General features: G+C 70.0%; 13 protein-coding genes and 4 pseudogenes. 12 read left to right on the forward strand and 5 right to left on the reverse strand.

What is annotated here, in order from left to right:
• Positions 1-3 precede the first annotated feature (3 nt).
• Positions 4-1,233 carry an NAD(P)/FAD-dependent oxidoreductase gene (locus HYQ63_RS08880; protein WP_306664816.1) on the reverse strand — a complete coding sequence of 410 codons (1,230 nt, stop codon included), beginning with the start codon at positions 1,231-1,233 and terminating at the stop codon, positions 4-6.
• 286 nt (positions 1,234-1,519) lie between these two features.
• Here HYQ63_RS08880 and HYQ63_RS08885 point away from each other — a divergent pair, with 286 nt between their 5' ends.
• The 5 genes from HYQ63_RS08885 (at position 1,520) to HYQ63_RS08905 (ending at position 12,112) form a co-directional block, all read left to right on the forward strand.
• The gene (locus HYQ63_RS08885; protein WP_373689046.1) at positions 1,520-2,401 is read left to right on the forward strand and encodes a hypothetical protein; all 882 of its coding nucleotides are present in this window, start codon (positions 1,520-1,522) and stop codon (positions 2,399-2,401) included.
• A 407-nt stretch (positions 2,402-2,808) separates the two neighbouring features.
• Positions 2,809-3,408, forward strand: a complete 600-nt coding sequence (locus tag HYQ63_RS08890) for a cysteine dioxygenase family protein (protein WP_179933322.1) — start codon at positions 2,809-2,811, stop codon at positions 3,406-3,408.
• Positions 3,409-3,507: 99 nt separating this feature from the next.
• Positions 3,508-5,196 (forward strand): non-ribosomal peptide synthetase, encoded by a 1,689-nt coding sequence (locus tag HYQ63_RS08895; RefSeq protein WP_179933323.1) that lies wholly within the window; start codon positions 3,508-3,510, stop codon positions 5,194-5,196.
• On the forward strand, positions 5,193-11,378 hold the full coding sequence (locus HYQ63_RS08900) for a condensation domain-containing protein (protein ID WP_179933324.1): 6,186 nt from the start codon (positions 5,193-5,195) through the stop codon (positions 11,376-11,378). The genes HYQ63_RS08895 and HYQ63_RS08900 overlap by 4 nt, the downstream gene beginning before the upstream one ends.
• Complete coding sequence (locus HYQ63_RS08905) at positions 11,375-12,112, forward strand: thioesterase II family protein (protein ID WP_179933325.1); 738 nt, start codon at positions 11,375-11,377, stop codon at positions 12,110-12,112. Before HYQ63_RS08900 ends, HYQ63_RS08905 begins: the two co-directional genes overlap by 4 nt.
• Positions 12,113-12,135: 23 nt before the next feature.
• Here HYQ63_RS08905 and HYQ63_RS08910 read toward each other — a convergent pair whose 3' ends face one another.
• Positions 12,136-12,678, reverse strand: coding sequence for a class I SAM-dependent methyltransferase (locus HYQ63_RS08910; protein WP_179933326.1), 543 nt, complete (start codon positions 12,676-12,678; stop codon positions 12,136-12,138).
• Positions 12,679-13,045: 367 nt separating this feature from the next.
• Positions 13,046-13,288 (reverse strand): annotated as a pseudogene (locus tag HYQ63_RS44560) (integrase); the annotation flags it as partial.
• 88 nt (positions 13,289-13,376) lie between these two features.
• Here HYQ63_RS44560 and HYQ63_RS08915 point away from each other — a divergent pair.
• Together HYQ63_RS08915 and HYQ63_RS08920 are read left to right on the forward strand one after the other, a co-directional pair.
• Positions 13,377-14,466: pseudogene (locus HYQ63_RS08915) on the forward strand (integrase core domain-containing protein).
• Between the two features lie 225 nt (positions 14,467-14,691).
• Positions 14,692-14,961: pseudogene (locus HYQ63_RS08920) on the forward strand (IS110 family transposase); the annotation flags it as partial.
• A gap of 14 nt (positions 14,962-14,975) precedes the next feature.
• On the opposite strand, the pseudogene HYQ63_RS44565 reads toward HYQ63_RS08920, so the two are convergent.
• Positions 14,976-15,239, reverse strand: a pseudogene (locus tag HYQ63_RS44565) (integrase); the annotation flags it as partial.
• Positions 15,240-16,217: 978 nt separating this feature from the next.
• Here HYQ63_RS44565 and HYQ63_RS08925 point away from each other — a divergent pair.
• The 5 genes from HYQ63_RS08925 (at position 16,218) to HYQ63_RS08945 (ending at position 22,507) form a co-directional block, all read left to right on the forward strand.
• On the forward strand, positions 16,218-18,371 hold the full coding sequence (locus HYQ63_RS08925; protein WP_179933327.1) for a hypothetical protein: 2,154 nt from the start codon (positions 16,218-16,220) through the stop codon (positions 18,369-18,371).
• 121 nt (positions 18,372-18,492) lie between these two features.
• Entirely contained in the window at positions 18,493-18,921 is a 429-nt protein-coding gene (locus HYQ63_RS08930; protein WP_179933328.1) for a hypothetical protein, read from the forward strand.
• 292 nt (positions 18,922-19,213) lie between these two features.
• A complete protein-coding gene (locus HYQ63_RS08935) occupies positions 19,214-19,702 on the forward strand; it encodes a hypothetical protein (RefSeq protein ID WP_179933329.1) in 489 nt (162 codons plus the stop codon).
• Positions 19,703-20,435: 733 nt separating this feature from the next.
• Positions 20,436-21,344, forward strand: coding sequence for an aminoglycoside phosphotransferase family protein (locus HYQ63_RS08940; protein WP_179933330.1), 909 nt, complete (start codon positions 20,436-20,438; stop codon positions 21,342-21,344).
• A 296-nt stretch (positions 21,345-21,640) separates the two neighbouring features.
• Complete coding sequence (locus HYQ63_RS08945) at positions 21,641-22,507, forward strand: IS3 family transposase (RefSeq protein WP_257231755.1); 867 nt, start codon at positions 21,641-21,643, stop codon at positions 22,505-22,507.
• A gap of 113 nt (positions 22,508-22,620) precedes the next feature.
• Here HYQ63_RS08945 and HYQ63_RS08950 read toward each other — a convergent pair whose 3' ends face one another.
• Positions 22,621-23,157: a hypothetical protein gene (locus HYQ63_RS08950; RefSeq protein ID WP_123107489.1), complete on the reverse strand. Its 537-nt coding sequence runs from the start codon at positions 23,155-23,157 to the stop codon at positions 22,621-22,623.
• Positions 23,158-23,294 lie beyond the last annotated feature (137 nt).

A 23,294-nucleotide genomic window follows, 5' to 3' on the forward strand; every position in this document is an offset into this window, starting at 1 on the left:
TTCCTAGTGGGACTCGCCGAGCCAGCCCGCGTCCGACGGGGCATCACACCCGACGAAGGCGTTCACGAACGCCTCGATGGCCCGCTCGTCGGCAGCGGTTCGCGTCAGGTCGTCGAGGAACTCGGCGGTGAAGGGACGCAACTCGGCCTGCTCGCAGGTGTAGGCGAAGGCCGCGAGCCGCTGCGCGTCGCGGGTCGCGGCATAGCCCGCCAGCGCCTCGTCGAGCCCGACGGATCCCGAGAGCCCGGCGTCGAGGGCGTCGGCGAGTACGGCGGCGTCGGCGAAGGCGTCGGAGATCCCCTGGGCCGAGACGGGATCCTTGTGGTGGCCGGCGTCCCCGGCCAGGACCCATCCCGGGCCGTGGGCGTGTCTGCGGGCATTGCGGACGGCTGCGGACCGAGGCTGCGATACCAGGTCCGCGCTCGCCAGGGCCTGCCCGACCTCGGGTACCTCTCTCAGCGACGACATGTAGAACGCATCCCGCGCCGAACGCCCCGGGCCGGGGGCCTCCTCCGGAGGGAAGACCAGCGAAACCACGGTGAGATCGCCGTTCGTCGGCCACAGGGAGATGCCGCGCCGACCGCGGAACACCACCCGCACCCCCCCTTCCGCGACACCCGTCCAGTAGCCGTAGAGGCTGCGTGCGAGAACCCCCCTGTCCTCCAGGACCGGGGCCTTCACCAGGCGGGCGACCGTCGAGTTGCGGCCGTCGGCCCCGACGACCACGCGGGCGTGCAGGTCGACGGGCCCGTCCGGGCCGGCCCCCCGCACCCCCGCCACCCGGCCGTCGGCGACGAGGAGACCGGTGACCGCGAAGCGTTCCCGCAGCCGCGCCCCCTTGGCGCGGGCCTCGGCCACCAGCAGGGCATCCAGCGCGGTCCGCCGGGGTGCGTAGGTCACGGCCTCCGTCCCCCCGGCCTTCGGTCCGCCCGTCACCACACGGCCCTCGAAATCGAGCGAGGCGCTTGTAATGGGCGGGCACCCCGTTTTCTCCAATTCTGGAACGAGGCCCCACGCACGGAGCTGTTGAACACCCGGCCACCGGATCCAGTGAGTGGATACCGTATCGGTTCCGGCTGCGCTTTGGTCGACCATCTCCACCGCGTAGCCACGTTGGGAAAGCAGCATTCCCAGTGGGGCGCCGGCGCACCGCGCACCCACGACCAAGACATCGTAAGGATGACCTTCCGTGCCCAATTGACTAACGCTCACTAAACACTTTCCTTTCTCCACGGCAAGGTTGACTCCGGTGTTCGCGTAGCTCGTGCACCGTCGAACGGTGATGCGGCGCGTCGTGTCTAAAACAGCAGCTCAGACGTGCTGTCGAAGGCAGCCGCGTGAGCGAGTAATTTCCGCAACGGGTACCTGTGGCCGCATCTGGGGAACTGTCCCCCGCATGCGACCACAGGTACCCGTCCGGTCGCGGGACGACACTTTGCGACATTGGCTTGGCTTAAATCATTTTCCTTGCTTTGGGGCGCCGTTGACGTCGCTCGGCGAGCCAACCTAGCATCGCATTATGGTCAGCGATTCGATTCCGCTAATTGCGGCGCGATGTCATCGGGAGACAGATCCCGTACACCTGCTCTGTTATTTCGCCCCCGAGGTCGAACAGGAATTGACCTCGACAGGACTCCAGCCAGGGCACATGGCGTATTTCGCCGGCCGCGCCGCCGCGCTCGGCCGCGCCTCCTCCGCCGCGGTGGCAGCCATGTTCTACAACTTCAACCCCGCTCTCGTCGCCCGCCATCTGCCCCGGGCGTGGGACCTGGCCCCGCCGGAGCGCGTGGTCGAGGCCCGTCTGACTGCCGTGGACCGCGCGTTGCGCCGCATCCTCGGCGACGAAGCGATGGGCAGCCCGGAGGTCGCCGAGGCGGCCGCACTCGCCCGAACCGCCGCCGAGGCATGCTCCCCCGAGGGGCGGCCCCTGTACGCCGCGCACGCCGAGCTGCCGTGGCCCCGTGAACCGCACCTGGTGCTGTGGCACGCCATCACGCTCCTGCGCGAGCACCGGGGCGACGGCCACATCACCGCGCTGGTCGGCCACGGTGTCGGCGCCATCGCGGCCCTGGTCACCGATACCGCCACCGGCAGCAGCCTGTTCGGGGCGCAGCAGATGCGCGAGCACCGCGACTGGTCGGAGCAGGAGTGGGACGCGGAGGTGACCGCGCTCACCGAATCGGGCTTCCTGGACTCCTCCGGCCGGTTGACCGAGGCGGGCAGGCGGCTGCGTTCCCGGATCGAGGACGCGACCGACGCCGCCGCGGCTCCTCCCTACCGATCCTTGGGGGCCGAACGCGCGGAACGGCTCATCGCGCTGTGCAAGCCGTTCCGTGATGCCGTGGTCGCCTCGGGCGAGCTGCCCGGCAACGACGCGGTGGGCGCGCCCGCCCACGGGTGAGATCGAACCCACCCCCGTCCGCACGCACCGGGGTATCCGCCGACCACCGGTGCCCGTGTGAAAGGAGGAACCCCGCACACACCCCGCCGTACGTTGTCCACTCCACCACCTTCCGCTCGCCGTCCCGCTGCGGGTCGTGTCCGTACCGCCATCCGGACGCGACCCGCTCCTCGGACGGGAACGCCCGGGACGAGCCGCCGGTACCCCGGTCCGCCGCCGTGCCCCGCCCGGCGACCCCTCGAGGTCGTCCGCTCCGTGGCAGAGCCGTGGAGCACAGGGGCGGGCCGTCTCCACCGCCAGGAGCGTCGGCGTCCGACGCCGACCGGTGCGCACCACCTGCGGCCCCGTACCCCGCCACGCGACCAACCCCCAGCGGAGCCAAACGACTCACGCAGTGGAAGTGATCTATGGACGTCACCACACTCATCGACGCGGTCGCACAGATCAAGAGTCAGGCCGACGAGCTCACACAACAGCAGATCGTCGACGGCCTCTCCCGCCCGCTCGCGGAGTTCACCACCTCGACGGAGAACCAGGTCTTCGCCGAGGCGTACAGCCCGAGCGGGAACTACACGCGGCTGCTGCTGAACGACCCGGAGGAGCCCTATCAGATCGTCCTCGTGTTCTGGGGGCCGGGACGGGGGAGCCCGATACATGACCACGACGACACGATCGGCGCGGTCAGCGCGCTCACCGGTGAGACGAAGGAGATCAAGTACGCCGTCACCCGGTGCGCGGGAGAACAGGTCAAGCTCGCCCAGGGCGACGAGTTCACCATCGCGCCCGGCCGGGTCACCCCGATCCTGCCCGAGGACGACAAGCAACTGCACCTGATGGTCAACGAGGAGACGGGCTGGGCGGCCACCGTCCACGTCTATCTCACCGCGATCCACCGATACCGGCAGTACGAGCCCGCGCCGGACGGCTCTTTCCGCACGGCCGAGACCTCGCTGTGGTTCGACGAGTGCGGAGTCGGGCGCAGGATGCCCGCGAGCACCCGCTCCTGACCCCGCCGGGACACGCCTCCCGGCCGCCCGGGCGCGCCACGCCCACCGTGCGCGTCCGGTCCCGAGAAAAAGGGGGTAATGATGGACATGCTCGACGCCGTGGCCCTTCACGTCCGCCGGGCGCCGGACTCGCCGGCGCTCACCGACCACCTGGGCACCCGGTTGACCTACGCCGAACTCGACTCCGCCGCCCGCGCGGCGGCCGGCGCCCTGAGCTCTCTCGGCGTACGCCCCGGGGACCGTGTCGGACTGGTGCTGCCCCGCAGCGCGGACCTGTTCGTGCTCGAACTCGCCGTACTGCTCGCGGGTGCCTGCTTCACCCCGTTGGACCAGGCCCAGCCACCGGACCGGCTACGCCTGCTGCTGAAGCGCGCCTCCGTGGCGCTGCTGGTCACCGACGACGACGAACTGGCCGGGGCCGCCGACGTCCCCGCGGTCCGGCCCGATGGGCTGCCGGCCCGGGACGGTCCCGCCCCGCACGATCCGGGCGCCCGGCCGGAGGACCCCGCCTACTGCCTGTTCACCTCAGGATCGACGGGGACGCCGGTGGGCACCCTGATCAGCCGTGCGGCGCTGGACGTCTACGTCGCCGCCTACGCGCGGCTGGTGGGCGCCTCACCACGAGAGCGCGGAGCGCAGATCGGCTCGCCCGGGTTCGACGTCACCATCGACGAGCTCTGGCCGTTCCTGAGCACGGGCGCATCCGTGCACATCGCGGCCGACACCGATCGCTCGTCGCCCCGCGCGCTGGTGGACTGGCTGCGCGTCAACCGGATCACCCAGACCTACGTCCCCCCGCTGCTGTTGGAGGCGATATTCCGTCTCGATGACGTGGACCTCGGCGACGTACGGCTCATCCGCACCGGCGGCGAGCGACTCGCCGCCTACCCACCGCCGGGTTTCCCCAGCCGCGTCCTCAACGAGTACGGGCCGACCGAGACCGTCGCCGGCGCGGTGTTCTGCGATCTCTCCGCGTGGCCCGACCGCGGCATCCTGCCGCCCATCGGGACGCCGCTGCCGCACATCAGGGCCAGTGTCCGCGACCCGCGGGGAGCGCCGGTCGTGCCGGGCACACCGGGTGAGCTGTACCTGGGCGGCCCGACCGTCGGCATCGGCTACGTCGGCGACGACGAGCGCACCGCGCGCAGGTTCGTCGAGGTGGACGGGGAGCGCTGTTTCCGCACCGGCGACCTGGTCCGCCAACTGCCCTCCGGAGACCTGGAGTTCCTGCGCCGACTCGACGACCAGGTGCAACTCTTCGGGAAGCGCGTCGAACTGGGCGAAACGGAGAGCGCGGCGGTCACCCATCCCGCAGTCCGGCGGGCCGCGGTGGCCGCTCCGACGGACGACGCGGGCCGTGCGGAGCGGCTGGTGTGCTTCGTGGAGTGGCACCCGGGGCACGGCGACGCGGACACCGCCGACCTCCGCGCCCACCTGAGCCGGCTGCTGCCCGGCCACATGGTGCCCACCGAGGTGCGCACGGTCGGCCGGCTGCCCACGACCCCCGCCGGGAAGATCGACCGGAGAGCGCTGCTGCGCCCCCGGCCGGGTCCGCCACGTCCGGCGCCGACCCCGCAGGCGCTGGTGCGGGTCTGGGAACGGGTCCTGGGCGCCACCGGTCTCACCGTCCATTCCGACTTCTTCCTGCACGGCGGTGACTCCGCGCGGGCAGTGACCGTGGTGACCGAGATCGGTCTGCGGCTGGGCCTGCGGGTCAGCGTGCGCGATGTGTTCGTCCACCCCACCCCTGCCAAGCTGGCCGAGCGGCTGACGGAGGATAAGCAGTGAGCGCAAGCCCCGTGCTCGACATGGTCACGAACACAGCGACCGCCCGCCCGGAGGCGGCCGCCATCGTCCAGGGCGAGCGGTCGCTGACCTACCGCGAACTGGCGGCGGCCGTGCACCGCTTCGCGGCGGCACTGACCGGCGCGGGCGCCTCCCCCGGTGCGCACGTGCTGCTCGCGCTGGACAACCGGCCCGAGTTCGCGGTCGCCTACTTCGCCACGGCCAGGGCGGGCTGCACGGTGGAGGCCATCGATCCGGACCAGCCGGAAGAGGTCCTGCGGCGGAGGCTGGCCGACGGCCGGCCGGCCGTCGTGGTCACCACGTCGGGTCACCCCGTCGCCGCACTCGCCGACTGCTCCGTCCTCACCGTGGACGCCCCCCTCTCCCCGTCGCGGTCGACGGCGGGACGCCCGCCATCACCGGCGGACGGCCCGTGGGTGACCGCCCTCTCCTCGGGCAGCACCGGCGAACCCAAGCGCGTCGTCCGCACCCAGGCCCACCAGGTCGCCGAGGCGACCAACATCACCGCGACGGCGGGCATCACCTCCGATGACGTCCTGCTCTGCCCGCTGCCGCTGTTCCACGCCCTCGGACAGTTCTGCTGCCTGCTGGCGGCGGTGCGCTCCGGGGCCACGCTGGTGCTGCCGGACCGGAGCGCGGGCGCGTCGTCGGTGGAAGCCGTGGTGCGCGCTCTGGCGCTGCACCGCGTCACACTGTTGATCGCCGTGCCCCAGATCTTCGACGCCCTGGCCGACCTGCCCTCGGACACCCCGGCCGACCTGGGCACGGTGCGCCTGTGCCTGTCCGGGAGCAACTTCCTCGATCCCGCCGTGGTGCAGCGCTTCGAGGCGCGCTTCGGCCTCCCCATACGCCAGACCTACGGGAGCACGGAGGCGGGCAGCGTCTGCTGGGACGTCGGGGCGGAGCCCTCCCCGGGCACGGTCGGCACCCCGCTGAAGGGCGTACAGATCCAGGTGACCGACGAGGGCGGCGCCCCACTGCCGCCGGGTGTGACGGGCGAGATCGTGGTGTCCGGCCCCGCCGTGGTCAACGACCCCGGAAGCGGCCACCACAGAACAGGCGACCTGGGCAGGCTGGACACACACGGCAGGCTGACCGTCGTCGGGCGGTCCCGGGTGCTGATCGACACCGGCGGGCACAAGGTGAATCCGGTCGAGGTCGAACAGGCGCTGGTCGACCACCCGCTGATCGCCGACGCCGGAGTGGTCGGCATCCCGCTGCCCGGCCGGGGAGCCCTGCTGGTGGCGGCGGTACGGCTCCGCGACGACACTCGGGCAGCGCCCCCCGATGTCCTCGCGCACTGCGCACGGCGTCTGCCCCCCTACGCGGTCCCCCAGCGGGTGCGCGTGGTGGCCGAGGTACCGCGCACCGCGCTGGGCAAGATTCGCCGCGCGGTGCTCGCCGCCCGGCTCGCGGACGAGCGGAACGAGGCGACGGTCGGCCTACGGGAGCGGCTGGCAGCGCTCCCCCCGGACCGGCGGCGCGCCGAGGTGTGCGACCACCTGCGCCTCCAGGTGGCCGAGGTGGTGGGCACGGCACCCTCGGCGGTGGAGCCCGGTGCCCCAGCCCGGGCGGCCGGCGTGGAATCGCTCGCCGCGCTGCGGCTGCGCATGGCCGTGTACGGGGAACTGGGGGTGAAGCTGTCGCTGCCCTCTCTGCTGGGCGCACGCACGCTGGAGGAACTGACCGACGAAGTCGTGAAACGGCTCGACGGGGCCGAGGACGACCCCGACCCGGTACCGCACGGACCGGTCGAGGGCCCATTCCCACTGGCACCGAACCAGATGTCGCTGTGGCACGCCGACAGCCTCGACCTGGGCGGGTCGGCCTACGTGGTGGCCTTCGCGGCGCGCCTGGTCGACGGCTGCGACGTGGAGGCACTGCGACGGACGTGGACGACCCTGGCCCACCGGCATCCCGTTCTGCGCACGTCCTTCCCCCTGCGCGACGGCACCCCCGTGCAGCAGGTGTCCGCCGGGGCGGACGTGGACTTCGCGGTCGTGCCGGTGCCGTCGAGCTGGGACCGCACGAACCGCGAGGACCTGGTCCGTTCGGCGTTCGAGCCCTTCGACCTGACCGCACGACCGCCGCTGCGCGTCCGGCTCTACACCGGACCGGCCGAGGGGCCGGTCATGGTGGTGTCCCAGCACCACCTGATCACGGACCACTGGTCCATGATCACCATGCTGCGGGAGCTGGCGGTGGTCTACGCGGCGGAGAGCACTGGCACGGAGGCGTACCTGCCCGCCCCCGCACACACCTACACCGACTTCGCGTCCTGGTCGATCGCACGGTCCCGGACACCCCGCGGCGCCGAGGACCTCGACTACTGGGTGCGACATCTGACGCCTCCGCCCCCGCCTGCGGACCTGCCCACCGACCACCCCCGACCAGTGGTGCGCGGGCAGCGCGGCTCGGCATTGCGGAAGGACCTGTCGTCCACCCGGGTGACGGCCGTCCGCACACACGCCCGTGCCAGCGGGACAACCCCGTTCGCCGTGTTGCTCGCGGTGTTCCACGTGCTGCTGCACGCCCACACCGGACGCGGCGACAGTGCCGTCGGGGTGAACACCGCAGGCCGCGAGCGGCCCGAGTTCGCCGATGTGCTCGGCTACTTCGTCCTCCCCGTGGTGCACCGGGCCCAGCTGACACCGGACCAGACGTTCTCCGCCCTGCTCGACTCGGTCACCGAGACGCTGCTGGCAGGGCTCGGGCACAGCGGCGCCACCTTCGAGGACTTGCTGGGACCGGTGGGCGCACCCCGCGACCGAAGTCGCGCACCGCTGGTGGAAGTCGGCTTCGGGCAGAACACCGCGCACGACCCGGCACTGAGCGGAGTGGGCGCGCTGCTCTTCGCCGATCGCGACGGCGTACGCGTGCCCTTGGGCCCGCTGACCCTCGAAACGGTCCCACTGCGCCGCACGGGAGCCGTCTACGATCTGGCGGGTGCGGTCTTCGAGGGCGACGATTCGATCTCGATCACCTGGGAGTACGACGCGGACCTGTTCACCCGGGCCACGGTGCGCCGGCTGGCGGCCCGGTTCGAAACCTTGCTGGACACCCTGCTCGCCGCGCCTGACACCGAGCTGGGGACCCTTGCCGCGGCGGCCTCGCGCCCGGGTGGGCTCACTGGAGCGCCTCCCAGTGAGCCGATCACCGACCGTGTACGGCGGTGGGCCGAGGCGGACCCCGCGGCCCTGGCGATCGTCGACAGCACGGACAGGGCCACCTACGGCGAGATCGACCGGGTCGCGGATCGGGTGGCAGCCGCTCTTACCGACCACACCGACCCAGCCCGCCCCGCCGTGGTGGCCGTGCGGGCAGAGCGGGCGACCGACCTGGCCGCCGCGTGCCTCGGGGTGCTGCGCGCCGGTCTGGTCTGTGCTCCCGTCACCGGAGAGGAGACGGACGCGCCTGACGAGCCGTCCGAGGTGGGGGCATCGGCCCTGCTGGACATCGCCGGGTCCGCGGACGACCCGGGCACCCCCACGGTGCGCGTCCACGGCACGTCCGCGGCATTCACGCCCCCGGCGGAGCGCCCCGACGGTCAGCGGGCGCCGCTGCTGGTAGTACGCACCAGCGGTACCACCGGCGCCCGACGGCCGATGGCGCTCCCACACCGGGCGCTCGCCGGCGCGGTGCCCGACGATGAGCGGGGCGAGGTGCTGATCGCCCGCGGCACGGCCGACCGTCTCGCACTCGACCTGCTCACCGCCCTCGCGGCAGGGAGTACCGCCGTGCCCCTGGCTCCCGCCACGCGGCTGGCGGAACTCGCCCGGGGGCGAGCGGCGGCCTCAGCCCAGGTCACCCCCACCGAACTGGCCGATCTCCTCGGCCGGTTGGACGAGGACGGCGGCACCCCGTCGGTGCGGACCCTGGTGGTCAGTGGCGAGACCCTCGGCTCGGACCTCGCCGACCGGTGGCGGAACCACGCTCCGCGAAGCCGCCTCGTGCACAGGTACGGCGGTGTCGAGTGGGGACCGGTGATCGCCGAGGAGGAGGTGCCCACCGGCCATGCCGCGACGGTTGTGGAACCGGTCACCGGCATCGTGCCCGTGGGCAGGCCCTCGGCCGATCCGCTGCTGTGCGTGGTGGACCCGTGGGGCCGTGCCTGCCCGACGGGGGTGCCTGGGGAGATCTGCGTCGGTGCCGAGGGGGCGCCGGTACCGCTCGGGGCGGCACGGGAGGACCCCGCGCTCCGTCATCCGCTGGCACCCGATGCCCGGGTGCGGCGGACGGGGGACGCCGGCGTGTTCCTCCAGGACGGCAGGCTGGTCGTGCTCGGCCGGGTCGCGGAGATCCACTCCGAACACGGCTACCACCATGCCCCGGCCCGGGTCGAGCGCGTGCTGCGGGGCCACCCGGCCGTACGGGCGGCCACGGCTCCAGGAGGCGGAGCGGAACGGTCCGTCGCGGTGGTGGAGACGGACGGTTCGGTGTCCGAGGGCGAGCTGATGGACGCGCTGCGCCGTGAGCTGCCCGCCTACCTCCTGCCCGGACAACTGCGGTGCGAGGCGCGGCTGCCGAGGACGCCGGACGGCAAGGCCTCGCGCGTCCCGCCCACACCAGTGGTCACCGGCCCTCAGGCGCCCGTGCCCGCCCAGGACATGACCGAGGTCGAGGCCGCGCTGGCGAGCGTGTGGCGCGAGATCCTCGGCGTCCGGCACGTCGGCCTGGACGACGACTACTACGCGCTGGGCGGCGACTCGGTGCAGGCCGTGCGGATCGCCACGAAGGCCGCCGAAAAGGGGCTCCAGGTCACCCGTCGGCATCTGTTCACCCACCCGACCATCCGGTCGCTGGCCCGGGTCACCACCTCGGCCGCCGGGGCGACCAAGGTGAGCGAGACCTTCGCCCGGCGCAGGTCCATCCCCCTGACCCCGGTCCAACGCTGGTTCTTCGGGCTGGATCTGCCCGACGCGAATCACTGGAACCAGTCGGTCGCGGTGCGCGTACCGCGGTCGCTGGCCTCACAGACGCTGCTGACCGCCGTCCAAGCGGTGGCCGACCACCACGCCGTGCTGCGCCACCGCTTTCGCCGACGGGGAACGGATTGGGAGCAGGTCAGCGATCCGACGGCACAGACCGTGGCGATCGAGGACGTGACGGCACCCGACGACGATGCCGTGTCCGCCGCGATCAACCGGGCCAGGCGGGGCGTCGACATCACCGGGGGGCCACTGCTGCGCGCCACGCTGATCCGGGACGCGGCAGGCAGCCGCCTGCTGGTCCTCACCGCGCACCACCTTGTGGTGGACGTGCTGTCGTGGGGCGTGTTCCTGGACGACCTGCGGGCCGCCTGCGTCAACCACGCCGCGGGAGATCCCGTCCGGCTGCCCCCGGTGCCCATCCCCTACCACCGGTGGGCGCGTTCCCTGGCGGAGCACGCCGACGACCTCGCCAGGCGCCTCGGCCCGACCGTACGGGCCGACACACCCGGCGCCACCCCTGGCCCGCCGCCCACGACGTACGAGGGCAGCACCCGCGTCGTCGAGCGCGCGCTCGACTCGGTGCACACCCGTTCCCTGCTCGAGGGCCTACGGAGGCGGGGCGCGCACCCGGCTGACGCCGTGCTGGCAGCCGCAGCGGGCGCCGCCGCCGCCGAACTGGGCTGCCGCGGGCTCCGCGTCGTGATGGAACTGCACGGTCGCGAAGAGGAGGTGGTCGGCGGTGCGGACCTGTCGCGGACAGTGGGCTGGTTCACCACCCTGGTCCCCGTGCTGGTCGACGCCGCACCGGATGCCGAGCCGCGCGAGGTGCTCGACAGTGCCCGGGAGGCCCGTTCACGCCATGCCCTCGAACACGGCCTGGTGCGGTACGGCACCTCGGACACCGCCGTTCGGTCCCGGCGCGCGGAGGCGGAACGCCCGTGGGTGAGCGTGAACTACCTGGGCAGACTCGGAACGGTGTTCACGGGCAGGGCCGGACGGGGCGACGACAGCCTGGTGGAGGTCCCGCTGCCGCACCGGGGTGACCGGGCCCCGGATAACCCCAGGCCATTTCACTGGGAGTTCAGCGCGTACACGACGGGGGACGAGGTGAGGTTGCGGCTGGCGCACGCGGGCGACGGCGGCCAGGCGGAACGCCTTCTGGACACCGCCTGCGACTACCTCCGCTCCCTCGCCGCCGTCCTGGACCCGGCAGAGACGAAGGAGTTGCGGTGAGCGAGAACTGGCTGGTGGACCTCGTGCCCGCCGAGCAGCCGGGACGGGTGGCATACCTGTTCCCGCACGCGGGCGCCGGCGTCGGGGCGGTGCTGGCATTGGGCCGGGCCCTGGCTCCGGACCCCCACCCGGTGGCGATCCGTCTGCCCGGGCGGGAGGCGCTGCTCGACCACGCTCCGATCGCCGACCTCCCGGCCGTGGCCAAGCAGTTGGCGGACGCCATCCGTACCCACGCGGGCGAGGCGCGGATCATCCTCTACGGCCACTCGTCGGGGGCGGTGCTGGCGTACGAGACGGCCCGTGCGCTGGAGCCGGAGACCGCCGTTCTGCTCGCGGTCTCGGCGCAACAGGCGCCGGGGACGCCCGTCCGTACGGCCGCCGGCGGCTGGGACCTCCCGGACGACCAGTTCTTTGCCCAGGTCGTCGCGGACGGCTACCTGCCCGCCGAGCTGCTCGACGCCCCGGACGTCCTGGAGCTGGTGGCTCCGGCTCTGCGGGCAGACTACCGGGCGACCCACGAGTACCTTGCCGGAACCACCCGATGGCCACCCGTGGCGTCGCCGATCCTGACCATCCGCGCCACGGAGGACGAGACCGTCGCCGAGGAGGACATCGCCGCGTGGGCGGCGCTGACGACGAGCGGCCACACGACCGCGCTGATCGCCGCCGAGCACAACCTGCTGCGCGACCGTCCGGCGGAGTTGGCCGACGCACTCCGGGGCGCACTGTCCTGAGCGCCGGGCCCGGTGGTGGCCGGTCACGGCCTACGGTGCACGGAAACGGCGTACTCTCCGCCGGTGTAAGGGTCCCGGGACCACGTCGCGTACCGGGCTTCGAGGGTGAGTCCCGCCGCATGGCAGTGAGCGTCGTAGTCGTCCAGCGTGTAACCGCGGTTCAGGGAGAACCCGGCGACCAAGCGCCCAGCCGGACGGACGTGACCGGCCACCCCGGCCACCAGGGCCGGTTCCGTTCCCGGCGGGGTGAACAGGGGGACGTTGCCCGCCATCACCACAACGTCGAACAACTGCCCGAGGTCGAGGGCCACCAGGTCACGCTGGTACCAGCTGATCCCCGGCGCCCGGCGCCGGGCGGTGGCGAGCATCGACTCGTCGACGTCCACGCCCGTCACGGCGATCCCGTGGCGGGCCAGCTCGATGGCCACGCGCCCGGTGCCACAGCCCGCGTCGAGGACCGTGGACGGGGCGAAGGAACGGACCAGCGCGGCTTCACCATGGACATCCCCTCCCTCGACGGCGATGCGGTCGAACCGGGCCTGGTACTCCTCACCGTTCCACGTCATGCGATCACCATGGCACACCCGCCACCCCGCCCCAAGACCGATCTCCGCCGGAGGCCGGAACGCTCTTCCGGACGCGAGCCGGCCCTTGCCGGTGCGAGTGCCAGTGCGCCGGGCCGGTGCCGGCCAGGATGCCGCCGACGATCACCACGGCGGAATGGCGGAACCGCGTGCGGGGCCGGAGCGCGAGCGACGGCCCGAGGCGGCCGATGATGCGGTCAGCGGCCGACGCCCTCCAGGACACCGCGAACGCCCGGCCGCTGCAACCTGCGCTTGCCGTAAAGGTCATCCGCCCTGGTGGCAGGTGGTGCGCGCGGTGTACCGGAGGTCGACCGGCGAAGTCGCCAGAACAGGCGCTCTCGCGAGGCTGGCGCTCACCGCGGTCGGTGGCGAGGTTGCGGGCTTGCCGGGTGGCCCAGGCCGCGATCGGGTGTGCGGTGACGCCGGCGATGTGCAGGCGCCGGGTGCGGTGCTCGAGAAAGACCAGGGCGCAGAGACGTTGCAGGCTGATGGTGTCGATGTGGAGGAAGTCGCAGGCGATCAGGCCGGTCGCCTGCGTAGAGAGGAACTCGCGCCAGATTGGACCGGTGCGGCGTTGTAGGGGCCAAAAACCTCATCCGATCTGGTCATGACGGGCGAGCGCTGCGGTGGACCCGCCAACCTCGTTGCCGACCCAGCCTCTCCCCCACCAGCATGGTGGAGTGCCGCTGCGACTGCTCTACCTGACCTTGACGAACGTGTTCACCTTGATACGGCTCCTGCCGCGGAATGAGCACGACAAAGACGCCGAGATCCTGGCCCTACGCCACCAACTCACCGTGCTGCAGCGACAGACCGACAAACCGAAGCTCACCTGGCCAGACCGCGCGCTGCTGGCCGCTCTGCTCCGCCCCCTTCCCCGGATACATCTTCGCCCTACCGCTGATCGTCACTCCCGACACGGTGCTGCGCTGGCACCGTGACCTGCTGCGCCGCCGCCACGCGAAGGCATCCCGCCCCAAGCGCCCGGGACGACCTCGCACGGTTCGTTCCATCCGCGCCCTGGTGTTACGGCTGGCACGAGAAAATTCCAGCTGGGGCTACCGGCGTATCCACGGCGAACTCGCCTCCCTCGGCATCAAGGTCGCCGCCGGTACCGTGTGGAACATCCTCAAGGAGCACGGCATAGAACCAGCGCCCGAACGCGACCACACCACCTGGGCGACTTTCCTGCGCTCCCGGGCCCAAGCCATCCTCGCCGCCGACTTCTTCAAGACCAAGACTCTCAATGGAGCGACGCTCTACGTCCTCGCGGTGATCGAGCACGCCACCCGCCGCGTGCGGATCCTCGGCGCGACGGCACATCCCACCGCCACCTGGGTCACCCAGCTCGCCCGCAACATGGCCATGGATCTCCAAGACGCAGGCACCAAAGTGAAGTTCTTGATCCGGGACCGGGACGTTCGATACCCGACATCCTTCGACACTGTCCTACAAGCCGAGGGTATCGCGGTCGTCCAGACCGGCGTCCGGATGCCGCGCATGAACGCGATCACGGAGCGTTGGGTGCGGTCATGCCGAACCGAACTCCTCGACCGCACCCTCATCTGGAACCAACGCCATCTCCTCCACGCACTGCGCGAGTACGAGGCGTTCTACAACGAGCACAGACCTCACCGCACTCTCGCAAGCGCCGCACCACTCCACCCCCTACCCGAACCGATCACCGTCCCCGACCAACTCACCCATCTCCACGTCCATCGACGCGATCGCCTCAGCGGCCTCCTGCACGAGTACCGACATGCTGCGTGACCAGCACGGACGTAGTTCTTGGCACCTACAAGGTCCAATGCCGGTGACTTTGCAGCCTTCCAGACCCCGCCAGTGAGGACATCGCCGCAGGTCAAAGGCTCGCGCGCGCCGCTAAGTCACCGGCATTGGGGCTAGGTCCCCTTGGATCCGCCGGTGCCCCCACCTCGGATTCTCCCTCGCCAGCCGCACAACGAGCTTCTTGATCGCTGCCGGGTGGGTGGGCGACCGGTGCGTCGGCGCGCGGTCCGGAGTGGCAATCTGCACCGGCCCAAGCGCTACAGCCGACGCCTGCGACGGGTGTTCTACATGTCCGCGCAGGTCAGCGTCACTCGTGAGGGGCCGAACCGGGACTTCTACCTCAAGAAGCGAGGTGAGGGTTGCAAGCACGTCCAGGCCGTCATCGCCCTGGCCCGCCGACGAGCGAGCGTGTTGTGGGCACTCCTACGCGACAACCGGGTCTTCACCCCTGCCCCACCGATGACGCGAGCGGCTTGACTTCGGCATTGAGACTCCCAGACGGTGGAGGCAGCGACTTTGATCCCCAGGGCTGCGAGTTCGCCGTGGATCCGGCGATATCCCCACGAGGCATTCTCTCTGGCCAGGTGCAGGACGAGGGCGCGGACCGACCGGATGGTGCGTGGGCGTCCACGTCGTCTGGGTAGGCAGGTCGCGGCATGGCGTCGCCTGAGCAGTTCACGGTGCCAGCGCAACACCGTGTCGGGCCGGACCAGCAGCAGAAGGTGCCGCAGCCTGTCTTTGGGGAGGTGGTGGAGCTCCAGAGCCGGATACGGCACTCGCGCCCTGGGAGTGACCTATCTGCCGGCGGACGCCAAGGGGCTTTGCCTCGCCTTGACGCAGGTCGCTCGCAACGACCAGGACGCCCGCGTGCGACCTGCCTGCGAAAACCGACTCAGCGACATCACCGACAGTCCCCCCATCCCTGTCGCATGGGGAGCGCGACTCCGTGCTCCCACCCTGAAAGGAGGTCGAGAGCCGACAAGGGGTTCTTATGCCTCTCGATGCAGAGAGCATCCGGATCGATGGGGTGACTTCAGGGGCCTACGGTTGACGACGGCATGCAGGGGCGCGGTACGACGCTGTAGGTCTACCGGATCGGGTGACGGGCAAATCGGGCACCGTTGACACGTCCGCGAGTTGGGAGCACGAGGGCTCCCCATTGCTCCCAGCCCGGAAACGGTTAAGGCCGCTCCCGCTACCCGCGGAAACGGCCTCCGACCTGCGAAAACGCTGGTCGGGACGACAGGATTTGAACCTGCGACCCCTTGACCCCCAGTCGCGCGGCAATTCTCCCTCTATGCTCTACTTTAAGACTCTCGCGGATCTGCCGCGCCGTCAAGGTCTGTACGACGCCGTAGGCGGAAGCGGTCAAGTGGCACATGGAGCAACTTCGACGCGGTGCATCGCGAGCCACCGAACAACGCAACTATGCAGGTTTCGAAACCTATGAGACCGCTACCAGCCCCTCAAGAACACCCGGCACCTGACCAGGGCGGATGTAATATTCGGCACCCACAGGGTGCGCGCAGCACGGATGAGGCTTTTGGCACGTACAGGGTTCCCGGTGGCCAGGAGGGTGCGAGACCGTCCGTCGGCACGGACGGGCGCGTGGATCCGGCAGCCGGTGCCCCGGTCGAGGCAGGCAGCTCATCGCCGGGAAGAGGCGCCATCGCTCCGGTGGTCGCGCGAGCCCCGCCCGAACGCCCCCGCCGGGAGAGGGCTATACAGTACTGATGGGCGTAGATACCTGGATGACCGGGGCGACGCGATTGCGCAGCACAGTGGTGATCCTTACGGCACTGGGTCTGGAATACCAGTCGGTGCGCCAGTACCTGACCGGCTGTGACGTGGTTCGCCATCAGACCGGAACGGTCTTCGAAGTGGGCGATTTGGACGGGACACCCTGGCAGGTGGCGCTGGCGGAGCTCGGGGAAGGCAATCGTCCGGCTGCCGTCGTCACCGAGCAGGCCCGCCAGCTCTTCTCCCCCGGCGCGCTGCTGTTCGTCGGTGTCGCCGGCGCGCTCAAAGACGACGTGGAGCTCGGCGATGTCGTGATCGCCACCCGGGTCCACGCCATCCACGGAGGCAAGGACACCCCCGAAGGGTTCATGGCTCGCCCGGAGGGCTGGGCCGGCTCCCACGCGCTGCTGCAGACCGCCCGTCTCGCCCTGCGTTCGGCGTCGTGGCGGCCGGAGCCGGCCTCGGGGAACGCCGAAGGGCAGCGGGGACCACAGGTGTACTTCAAGCCCATCGCAGCCGGGGACGTAGTGCTCAACTCCTCTGCCTCCGCACTGCGTCGACAAGTGCATACGCACTACAACGACGTCGCGGCAATCGAGATGGAAAGCGCGGGAATGGCACACGCCGCCCAGATCGGTCACATCGACGCGCTGACCATACGCGGCATCAGCGACAAGGCCGACGGCAACAAGTATCCGGACGCCGATGCCGAACACCAGCCACGGGCGGCTGCCCACGCCGCGGCGGCCGCCGTCGCCGTCATCCGTCAGCTACCGGCGTCTCCAACGACGGCTACCGCCTCCCTCACCTCATCGGATGGAGTACCTCCGTCACAGCGAGAGGGCGCCCTTAGCACCCCGCGGAAGGGCTCGCCCCTATCGGTACGGCACCTGTTGTCCTGCCTCGCGGACGCGCCGCTGCCTCTGTACGTGCTGTCCCCCGCAGCCATCGCCTCGGTCGGCATACCGGACCTCTCCGCGGATCGCGTATCAGCTGATCTCAGCCACTTCACCGTCCGTTCCGTCACGGCGTCCGGACAACCCGGCGCACCCGCCGTGCCCTGCGTCAGCAGAGACGCAGCCACGCAGGCGGAGACCGCACGCGAAATGTCCCATGAACACGCCCAGGTGTGCGCGTATGCCGCCGCTCTTCTGGATCACGCGGTGACGGTGGTTCCGGATGGCTCCACCTTACGCCTGCTCACGCCGCACGCGATGGCACTGCTGTGGCGCGACAGCCACAATCCGACACGAGCCGTCGCGGCCGCGCGCCGGGTGCGGGACGCTTATTTGGCTCTGGGCGCGTACGAGGAGGGGTTGCCGCTCGCGGTCCAGATCGTCAAGACCGGGCGAGGCGATCTGAAGGACGACCTGGCGCTCGGCCAACTACGCAGGGGCTGCGGCGACTTCCCCGAAGCTGAGGCAGTGCTCCGACAGGTCCTGGCTCGGGCGGAGAAGGATGCCCACGCACACGGGCTGTCGCTGGCCGGGCGAACCGGCCCCAGTACGAGGGACATCCTCAGGGAGAACGCGAGCGGTCCGTTCACCAGAGAACTCTCCCCGGTGCAGTGCGACGTGCTGGGCTTCATGGCCGAAGTACAGCACGCGATGGGCAACACCCTCTACGACATGCGGCGTTACGAGCAAAGCGAGCGGCTACTGCACGCTGCCGTAGGGCTTCTGTGGAGAACACAGGGCGCGCACCATCCGGGCCGTATGGTCGCTCAGATGCACCGCGCGAAGGCTGTAGTGCGCCAACGTCGGTGGGAAGAGGCGCTCGGACTGGTTCACGATGTCCTCCCCCACCTCGCCCAGCTACGACTCGACCGAGACAGCCCTGAGGACGACGCGCTCATACGCCTGGCGCATGCCGAAGTGACGGCGGACATCGTCACCTCTCTCCAACGGGGGGATACACCGCAGATGCGAGGCGTCGGGATGTTCCCAGCGATCGTGGTGAAGTGGCTGGGGCGAACGGTCACCACCGCTCGACCGGAGAAGCTCACATGGGACGACGTGCGGCACCTCGGCGATGACGCCGTACGAGCCTGCGAGAGTACCTTCGGCGGCACCCACCCGCATACCGCGGCAGCCACGAAGGTGCGCGACCGCGCGGTTGCCGGACAACGCAAGGCCGCACGCCCGTAGCGTCGACGTATCAGCCCGAACAGGGCAGCGAACCGGAACGAGTTAGCAGGCTCGTCACGGCCCGAGTCACCGCGACCGGTGGGCCGGGACCGCTGTCAGCCTCCGACGTCCGTCTCGCAGGATGGAGGGCGCGTGCGACCGCGCGGCCCGGACCATCGCACGGGCCGCGGCCCGGCAGTACGGCGTCACCGAGCCGGTCGACGCCATCCACCGGTACGCGTTCCGGGACATCACCGGACGCCTGACCGTGGCGGACACCGACGACCTGGCCCGTACCGATGTGTGCGCCGCGGCGGCGCTGAGCGCGGCCGCGGAGACATTCCTGAAGTCCCTGGGCGGCTTCGAGCGGGTCATTGATGCGAAGTACGAGAGGTTCCTCGCCGAGGTCGGCCGCGACGAGGCGGAGGACCTGCACGCCACCGTACTCACGGCCATGATCACAGGGCTGTTGACGCCCCTGTGCGAGTGGTTACGCCAGCGGCGCGGCTCAAAGGCGTTCGAGGCTCTGTTCCTGTCGCCTGCGTACTTCGGCCCAGTCCGCCCCGCCTGACGCTGAGACTCTGGGATGCGCCGGCCTGGTCACCGGCGCACGCTGGACACATGACCGAGCGCCCGCCCGTCATCGTGCACCCGCCGTCGCCCAGCGGTGGTCGGCGGGTCACGATCCGGGGCGAGATCGTCGGCCTCGCGCACGGGCCAACTCATCTGCTGGAGTTCCTGCGACGCGCCGGCGCCCCGGAGGACGCCCGGCTCGACGATCCGGAGCTGATCGAGTGGCGTAGCGGCGGACCGGACCTGGTGGTGACCCCTGTGCTTGGGGGGGGATCCCTTATCGTCCGCCCATGGACATGGGGGATGTGCCCGCGTGGGTAGCACTGTTCTTTTCGGTGGTCGGGGTGGCGGTCAGCTACGTGTTGGGCAAGCGGTCCGCTGACGCCGCGAAGGATTCGGCCAGAGAGGCTCAGCGCTCGTCGGATGCGGCGGAGCGCTCAGCCGTCGCTGCGGAAGACTCGCTCGCGCTTCAGCGCGAGGAGGCGGAGGAGCGGCGGCGGGCTGCCGCGCCTAAGGTCAGGCTGGTGGTGGAACACGTGAAAGGCGATCGATATCGGGTCCGCAACGCCGGTGACGCCGTCGCTCAAAACGTCCGCTTCTTGGGGCGGGATCTGCCGTATGCCTTCACTTGGCCATCATCGGGCGTGACTATCCCGCCCGATGACAGCCACGGATTGCGCATGCCAGGAGCGAGTGGGAAGCCCATTCCGGTAAAGCTGTTGGCCCAATGGGACGGGCAACCGAAAGCGGTTCCTCTGTCCGTGCCACCTAGGCGGTAGGCCAGGGCAGCGCGCCTCACGCGTCGAGCCCGGCCGCCGTCAGGCCGCGGCGGGCTCTGGCTCGTGCCAGGTACGCCCGCAGTCCGAGCACCACACCGTCGGCCGTTTCCCGCCCCGGGCTCGATGACCAGCTCGCCGGAGCACTCCGGGCACGGCCGAGCGAGCGCCGCTTTGTGGTCGGTCATGTCGAGCGCGGTCTCGACGCTGCGTCTGCCGAGAATGTCATCCGCCCTGGTAGGAGGCATGCACCCGGACTGGCAGTCGTCGGCTCCGTCGCTCGAGTTAATGGGGATTCCGGAAAACGACCAGGTCTACTCGTCCCCCACTTGATCAAGTCGCCAACTGAGTGGGGAAGCTCGGTGAGCGCCAGGCCGGGTGTGAGCCGGGGCCGCCCGCTCGTTCAGTGTCTCGGGCCGAGTGTAGGTTCCGATTTGACTTGTCGGTCGGTGGGAACGTGACCTGGCGTTTTTGGGGTGCTGTCCAGGCATCTTGTCGAGGATTCGTCCGATAAATCTGTCGGACTTCTCAGGCGGTGGTGCGGTGTTGGGTTTCGCGCCGGGCGGCTCGGTGGCCCTCGGCTGTGAAGGTGTAGTAGGTGCGGCGTTTGGCGGGGCAGCGGCTGGGGTGCATTGCTTCGAGCCGCTGGGGCCGGGGGACGGACATCCCGGACTGAGTTCGGGACGATCGGAAATCGCTTGTGGTGATCCGATGGGGCGTCGTACGGTCGCCTTCGATGAACGAGACGCCCGAGGTTTTACCGTTGCCGGACCGGAAACCAGTCGGCGCCGCGGTGGCGGGCAGGTTGATCGCCGCGCAGTTCCCGCAGTGGTCCGACCTTGAGGTTCGGCCGGTCGATGCGCAGGGTTGGGACAACTGCACCTTTCGCCTCGGTGACGAGATGCTGGTGCGGCTACCGACTGCCGAGGAGTACGCGCTGGCGGTGGAGAAGGAGCACCGGTGGCTGCCGGTGCTCGCACCCGCGTTGCCGTTGGAGGTCCCGGTTCCGCTGGCCAGAGGCGTGCCCGATGAGAGCTTTCCGCACAGCTGGTCGGTCTATCGGTGGATCGGTGGCGAGCCTGCGGCCCGTGCCGCCGTCGGGGACAAGACGGCGTTCGCCATCAACCTTGCGGAGTTCCTCGTGTCTCTGCAGCGGATCGACCCGACAGGTGGACCGGGCCCGGGACTGCACAATTGGTTCCGAGGCGGACCACTGACGACCTACGACGGGTGGGCCCGGGCAGCCCTGGAGACGTTGGGCGGCCTGATCCGGATCGAGGCCGCCGAGGAGATCTGGGAACGGGCGTTGCGAGCCTCATGGGATGGTAAGCCAGCCTGGTTCCACGGTGACATGGCCTCGGGGAACCTTCTGGTGAAGGACGGTGCGCTCGCGGCTGTCATCGACTTCGGCACCTGCGGAGTCGGAGACCCGGCCTGCGATCTGTCGATCGCCTGGACGATGCTGACCGGCAAGAGCCGCGCCGCGTTCCGCGATCGGCTAGCGGTAGACGAGGCGACCTGGGAGCGTGGACAAGGCTGGGCACTCTGGAAGGCCCTGGTCGTCTGCGCCGGAGCGGTTCGCGATGGCGACGGCCTCCCGGCGGATGCGTCGGTCGTTCTTGAGGAGATCCTCGCCGCTCATTAGCGGTTGGTCCGAACGACAAGTTGATTACAAGGCATTTGGGCAACGACATCTCTATTCGGTGTTGTCCAGGCTTCTTGTTGGGGTTTGTTCGGATGATCTGTCGGATTCTTCAGGCCCTGGTGCGGTGTTGTGTTTCGTACCGAGCGGCGCGGTAGCCCTCGGCCGTGAGGGTGTAGAAGTTGCGGGCGTTTGCCGGGGCCGCGGCCTGGCGTGGCTCTGTTCATCCAGGTGACGTTGTCTTCGAGTCGGCTGGTAAGCCACCCTTGCGGGTTGAAGGGTGTCTTTATTGACGCACGGTGGTTGACCTGAAGCTTTGTGATCGCCCACGTATGGGCATGATCAGTGATCGTGGGTCTGCGACTGCGTTACCTGATCTTCTGCCCCTGCTGGGCTGCCTCCTCGTGCTGCGCCGACAGATCGAGCGGCCGCGGCTTTCATGGGCTGACCGTGCCGTGCTCTCCGCTCTCGCCCGGCACCTGCCATCCGCCTTGCGCCGCCATCGGTTGGTCACCCCGGGCACCCTGCTGACCTGGCGCCGCCGTCTGGTGCGCTGGAAATGGCGACAGGCACCAGCCAGGCCCGGTCGGCCACCGTTACCGGAAGAGACAGTCGCGCTCATCCAGCGCCTAGCGCGAGAGAACCCCACCTGGGGATATGTCAGGATCCAAGGCGAGCTGCGGCGGCTCGGTCATCGGGTTGCCGCCGCCACGATCCGCCGCGTCCTGCGCCGCTTCGGCCTGCCGCCCGCACCGCGACGCGCCTCCCAGCAGACCTGGCGCTCCTTCCTGCACTCCCAGGCCCACACGCTGCTCGCCTGTGACTTGATGCACGTGGAGGCCGTTTTCCTCAGACATCTCTATGTCTTCTTCGTCATGGAGATTGCCACCCGGCGCGTCCACGTCCTGGGTGTCACCGCTCACCCGAGCGGCGCATGGGTCACTCAGCTCGCCCGCAACCTGCTCATGCACCTCGGAGACAGGGCTGGATGCTTCCGGTTCCTCATCCGGGACCGGGACAGCAAGTTCACCGCCGCGTTCGACGCCGTCTTCGCCGGCGAACCTGCTCCGGGCTCATTGCTGCTCACCATCGGCGTGCCCCGACGGCCCTTCCCCTGCGCAGAGATACTGGACTCTCCGCCCGAAAGAATGAAGATCGACTTGTAGAACCGCACAATCGAGCCAGCAGACGCATATCAGTGATCAAGACGAGTGCCGAGCCTCCATCAACCCCGGAACGCCTCAGAAAGAGTTTTCAGTCCGTGGCGTCGGGCAGCATCTCACCTCTCGGCGTATTGCAGGAACCGCACACCCAGGACGACGAGTCCGGCGGCTTCCAGGATGGAGACCGCGACCAGAGGGGCGCTATCCGTGTTGTGGCACCAGAAGGTGATGAGTGCGGCAAAGGGAGTGACGAGGAAGGCCACCAGATCGACGACTGTCTGTGTGGTCTTGCGCGAGACCCGTCTGGCATCGCTGCGATGGTAGGTCTCCCAGCCGAACAGCGGTTCCTCCACGTTTGTGGCCTCTGCGAGTCGGGACGCGAGCTCGGTGCGGACGTAGCGCCCGATGGCTGAGATTTTCTCGTCGTTGACCAGGTGCGTCCATCCGAGCACAAGACACACCACCGGAAGGGCCAGGATCAGCTGTGGGTAGTCCGTCTGCGCGGCGACGGCCGCGACGGCGGTCACGGCCGCAAGAGTCACGTACAGCAGGTTGTCCCTGAAGCCGATACGTGCACGCTGCTCTTCCTTGATCTGTGCGTACTCGGCAAGGAGTACGGCGCTGGTGCTCCGTTTCCTGTTACTGGCGGTCATGACTGGCTGTCACCCTCGTATCCCAACACCTTGGCAGGGGTGGCTCGGTGGTACCCGTACTCGGCCCGTGGTGCCTGGACCTTCAGGGAGCTGCCGTGCTCTCGACAGTTCCCTGGACGGTCGGCCTCCGGATCCGG

The sequence above is a fragment of the Streptomyces sp. Rer75 genome (assembly GCF_013414305.1).
Classification (GTDB): domain Bacteria; phylum Actinomycetota; class Actinomycetes; order Streptomycetales; family Streptomycetaceae; genus Streptomyces; species Streptomyces himastatinicus.

What these genes read in the sequence shown, in the direction of transcription:
- HYQ63_RS08885 (WP_373689046.1), top strand. Translation starts at nt 1,520, where the DNA reads ATGGTCAGCGATTCGATTCCGCTAATTGCGGCGCGATGTCATCGGGAG.
- HYQ63_RS08940 (WP_179933330.1), top strand. Translation starts at nt 20,436, where the DNA reads ATGAACGAGACGCCCGAGGTTTTACCGTTGCCGGACCGGAAACCAGTC.
- HYQ63_RS08950 (WP_123107489.1), bottom strand. Translation starts at nt 23,157, where the DNA reads ATGACCGCCAGTAACAGGAAACGGAGCACCAGCGCCGTACTCCTTGCC.
- HYQ63_RS08935 (WP_179933329.1), top strand. Translation starts at nt 19,214, where the DNA reads ATGGACATGGGGGATGTGCCCGCGTGGGTAGCACTGTTCTTTTCGGTG.
- HYQ63_RS08910 (WP_179933326.1), bottom strand. Translation starts at nt 12,678, where the DNA reads ATGACGTGGAACGGTGAGGAGTACCAGGCCCGGTTCGACCGCATCGCC.
- HYQ63_RS08925 (WP_179933327.1), top strand. Translation starts at nt 16,218, where the DNA reads ATGGGCGTAGATACCTGGATGACCGGGGCGACGCGATTGCGCAGCACA.
- HYQ63_RS08930 (WP_179933328.1), top strand. Translation starts at nt 18,493, where the DNA reads ATGGAGGGCGCGTGCGACCGCGCGGCCCGGACCATCGCACGGGCCGCG.
- HYQ63_RS08890 (WP_179933322.1), top strand. Translation starts at nt 2,809, where the DNA reads ATGGACGTCACCACACTCATCGACGCGGTCGCACAGATCAAGAGTCAG.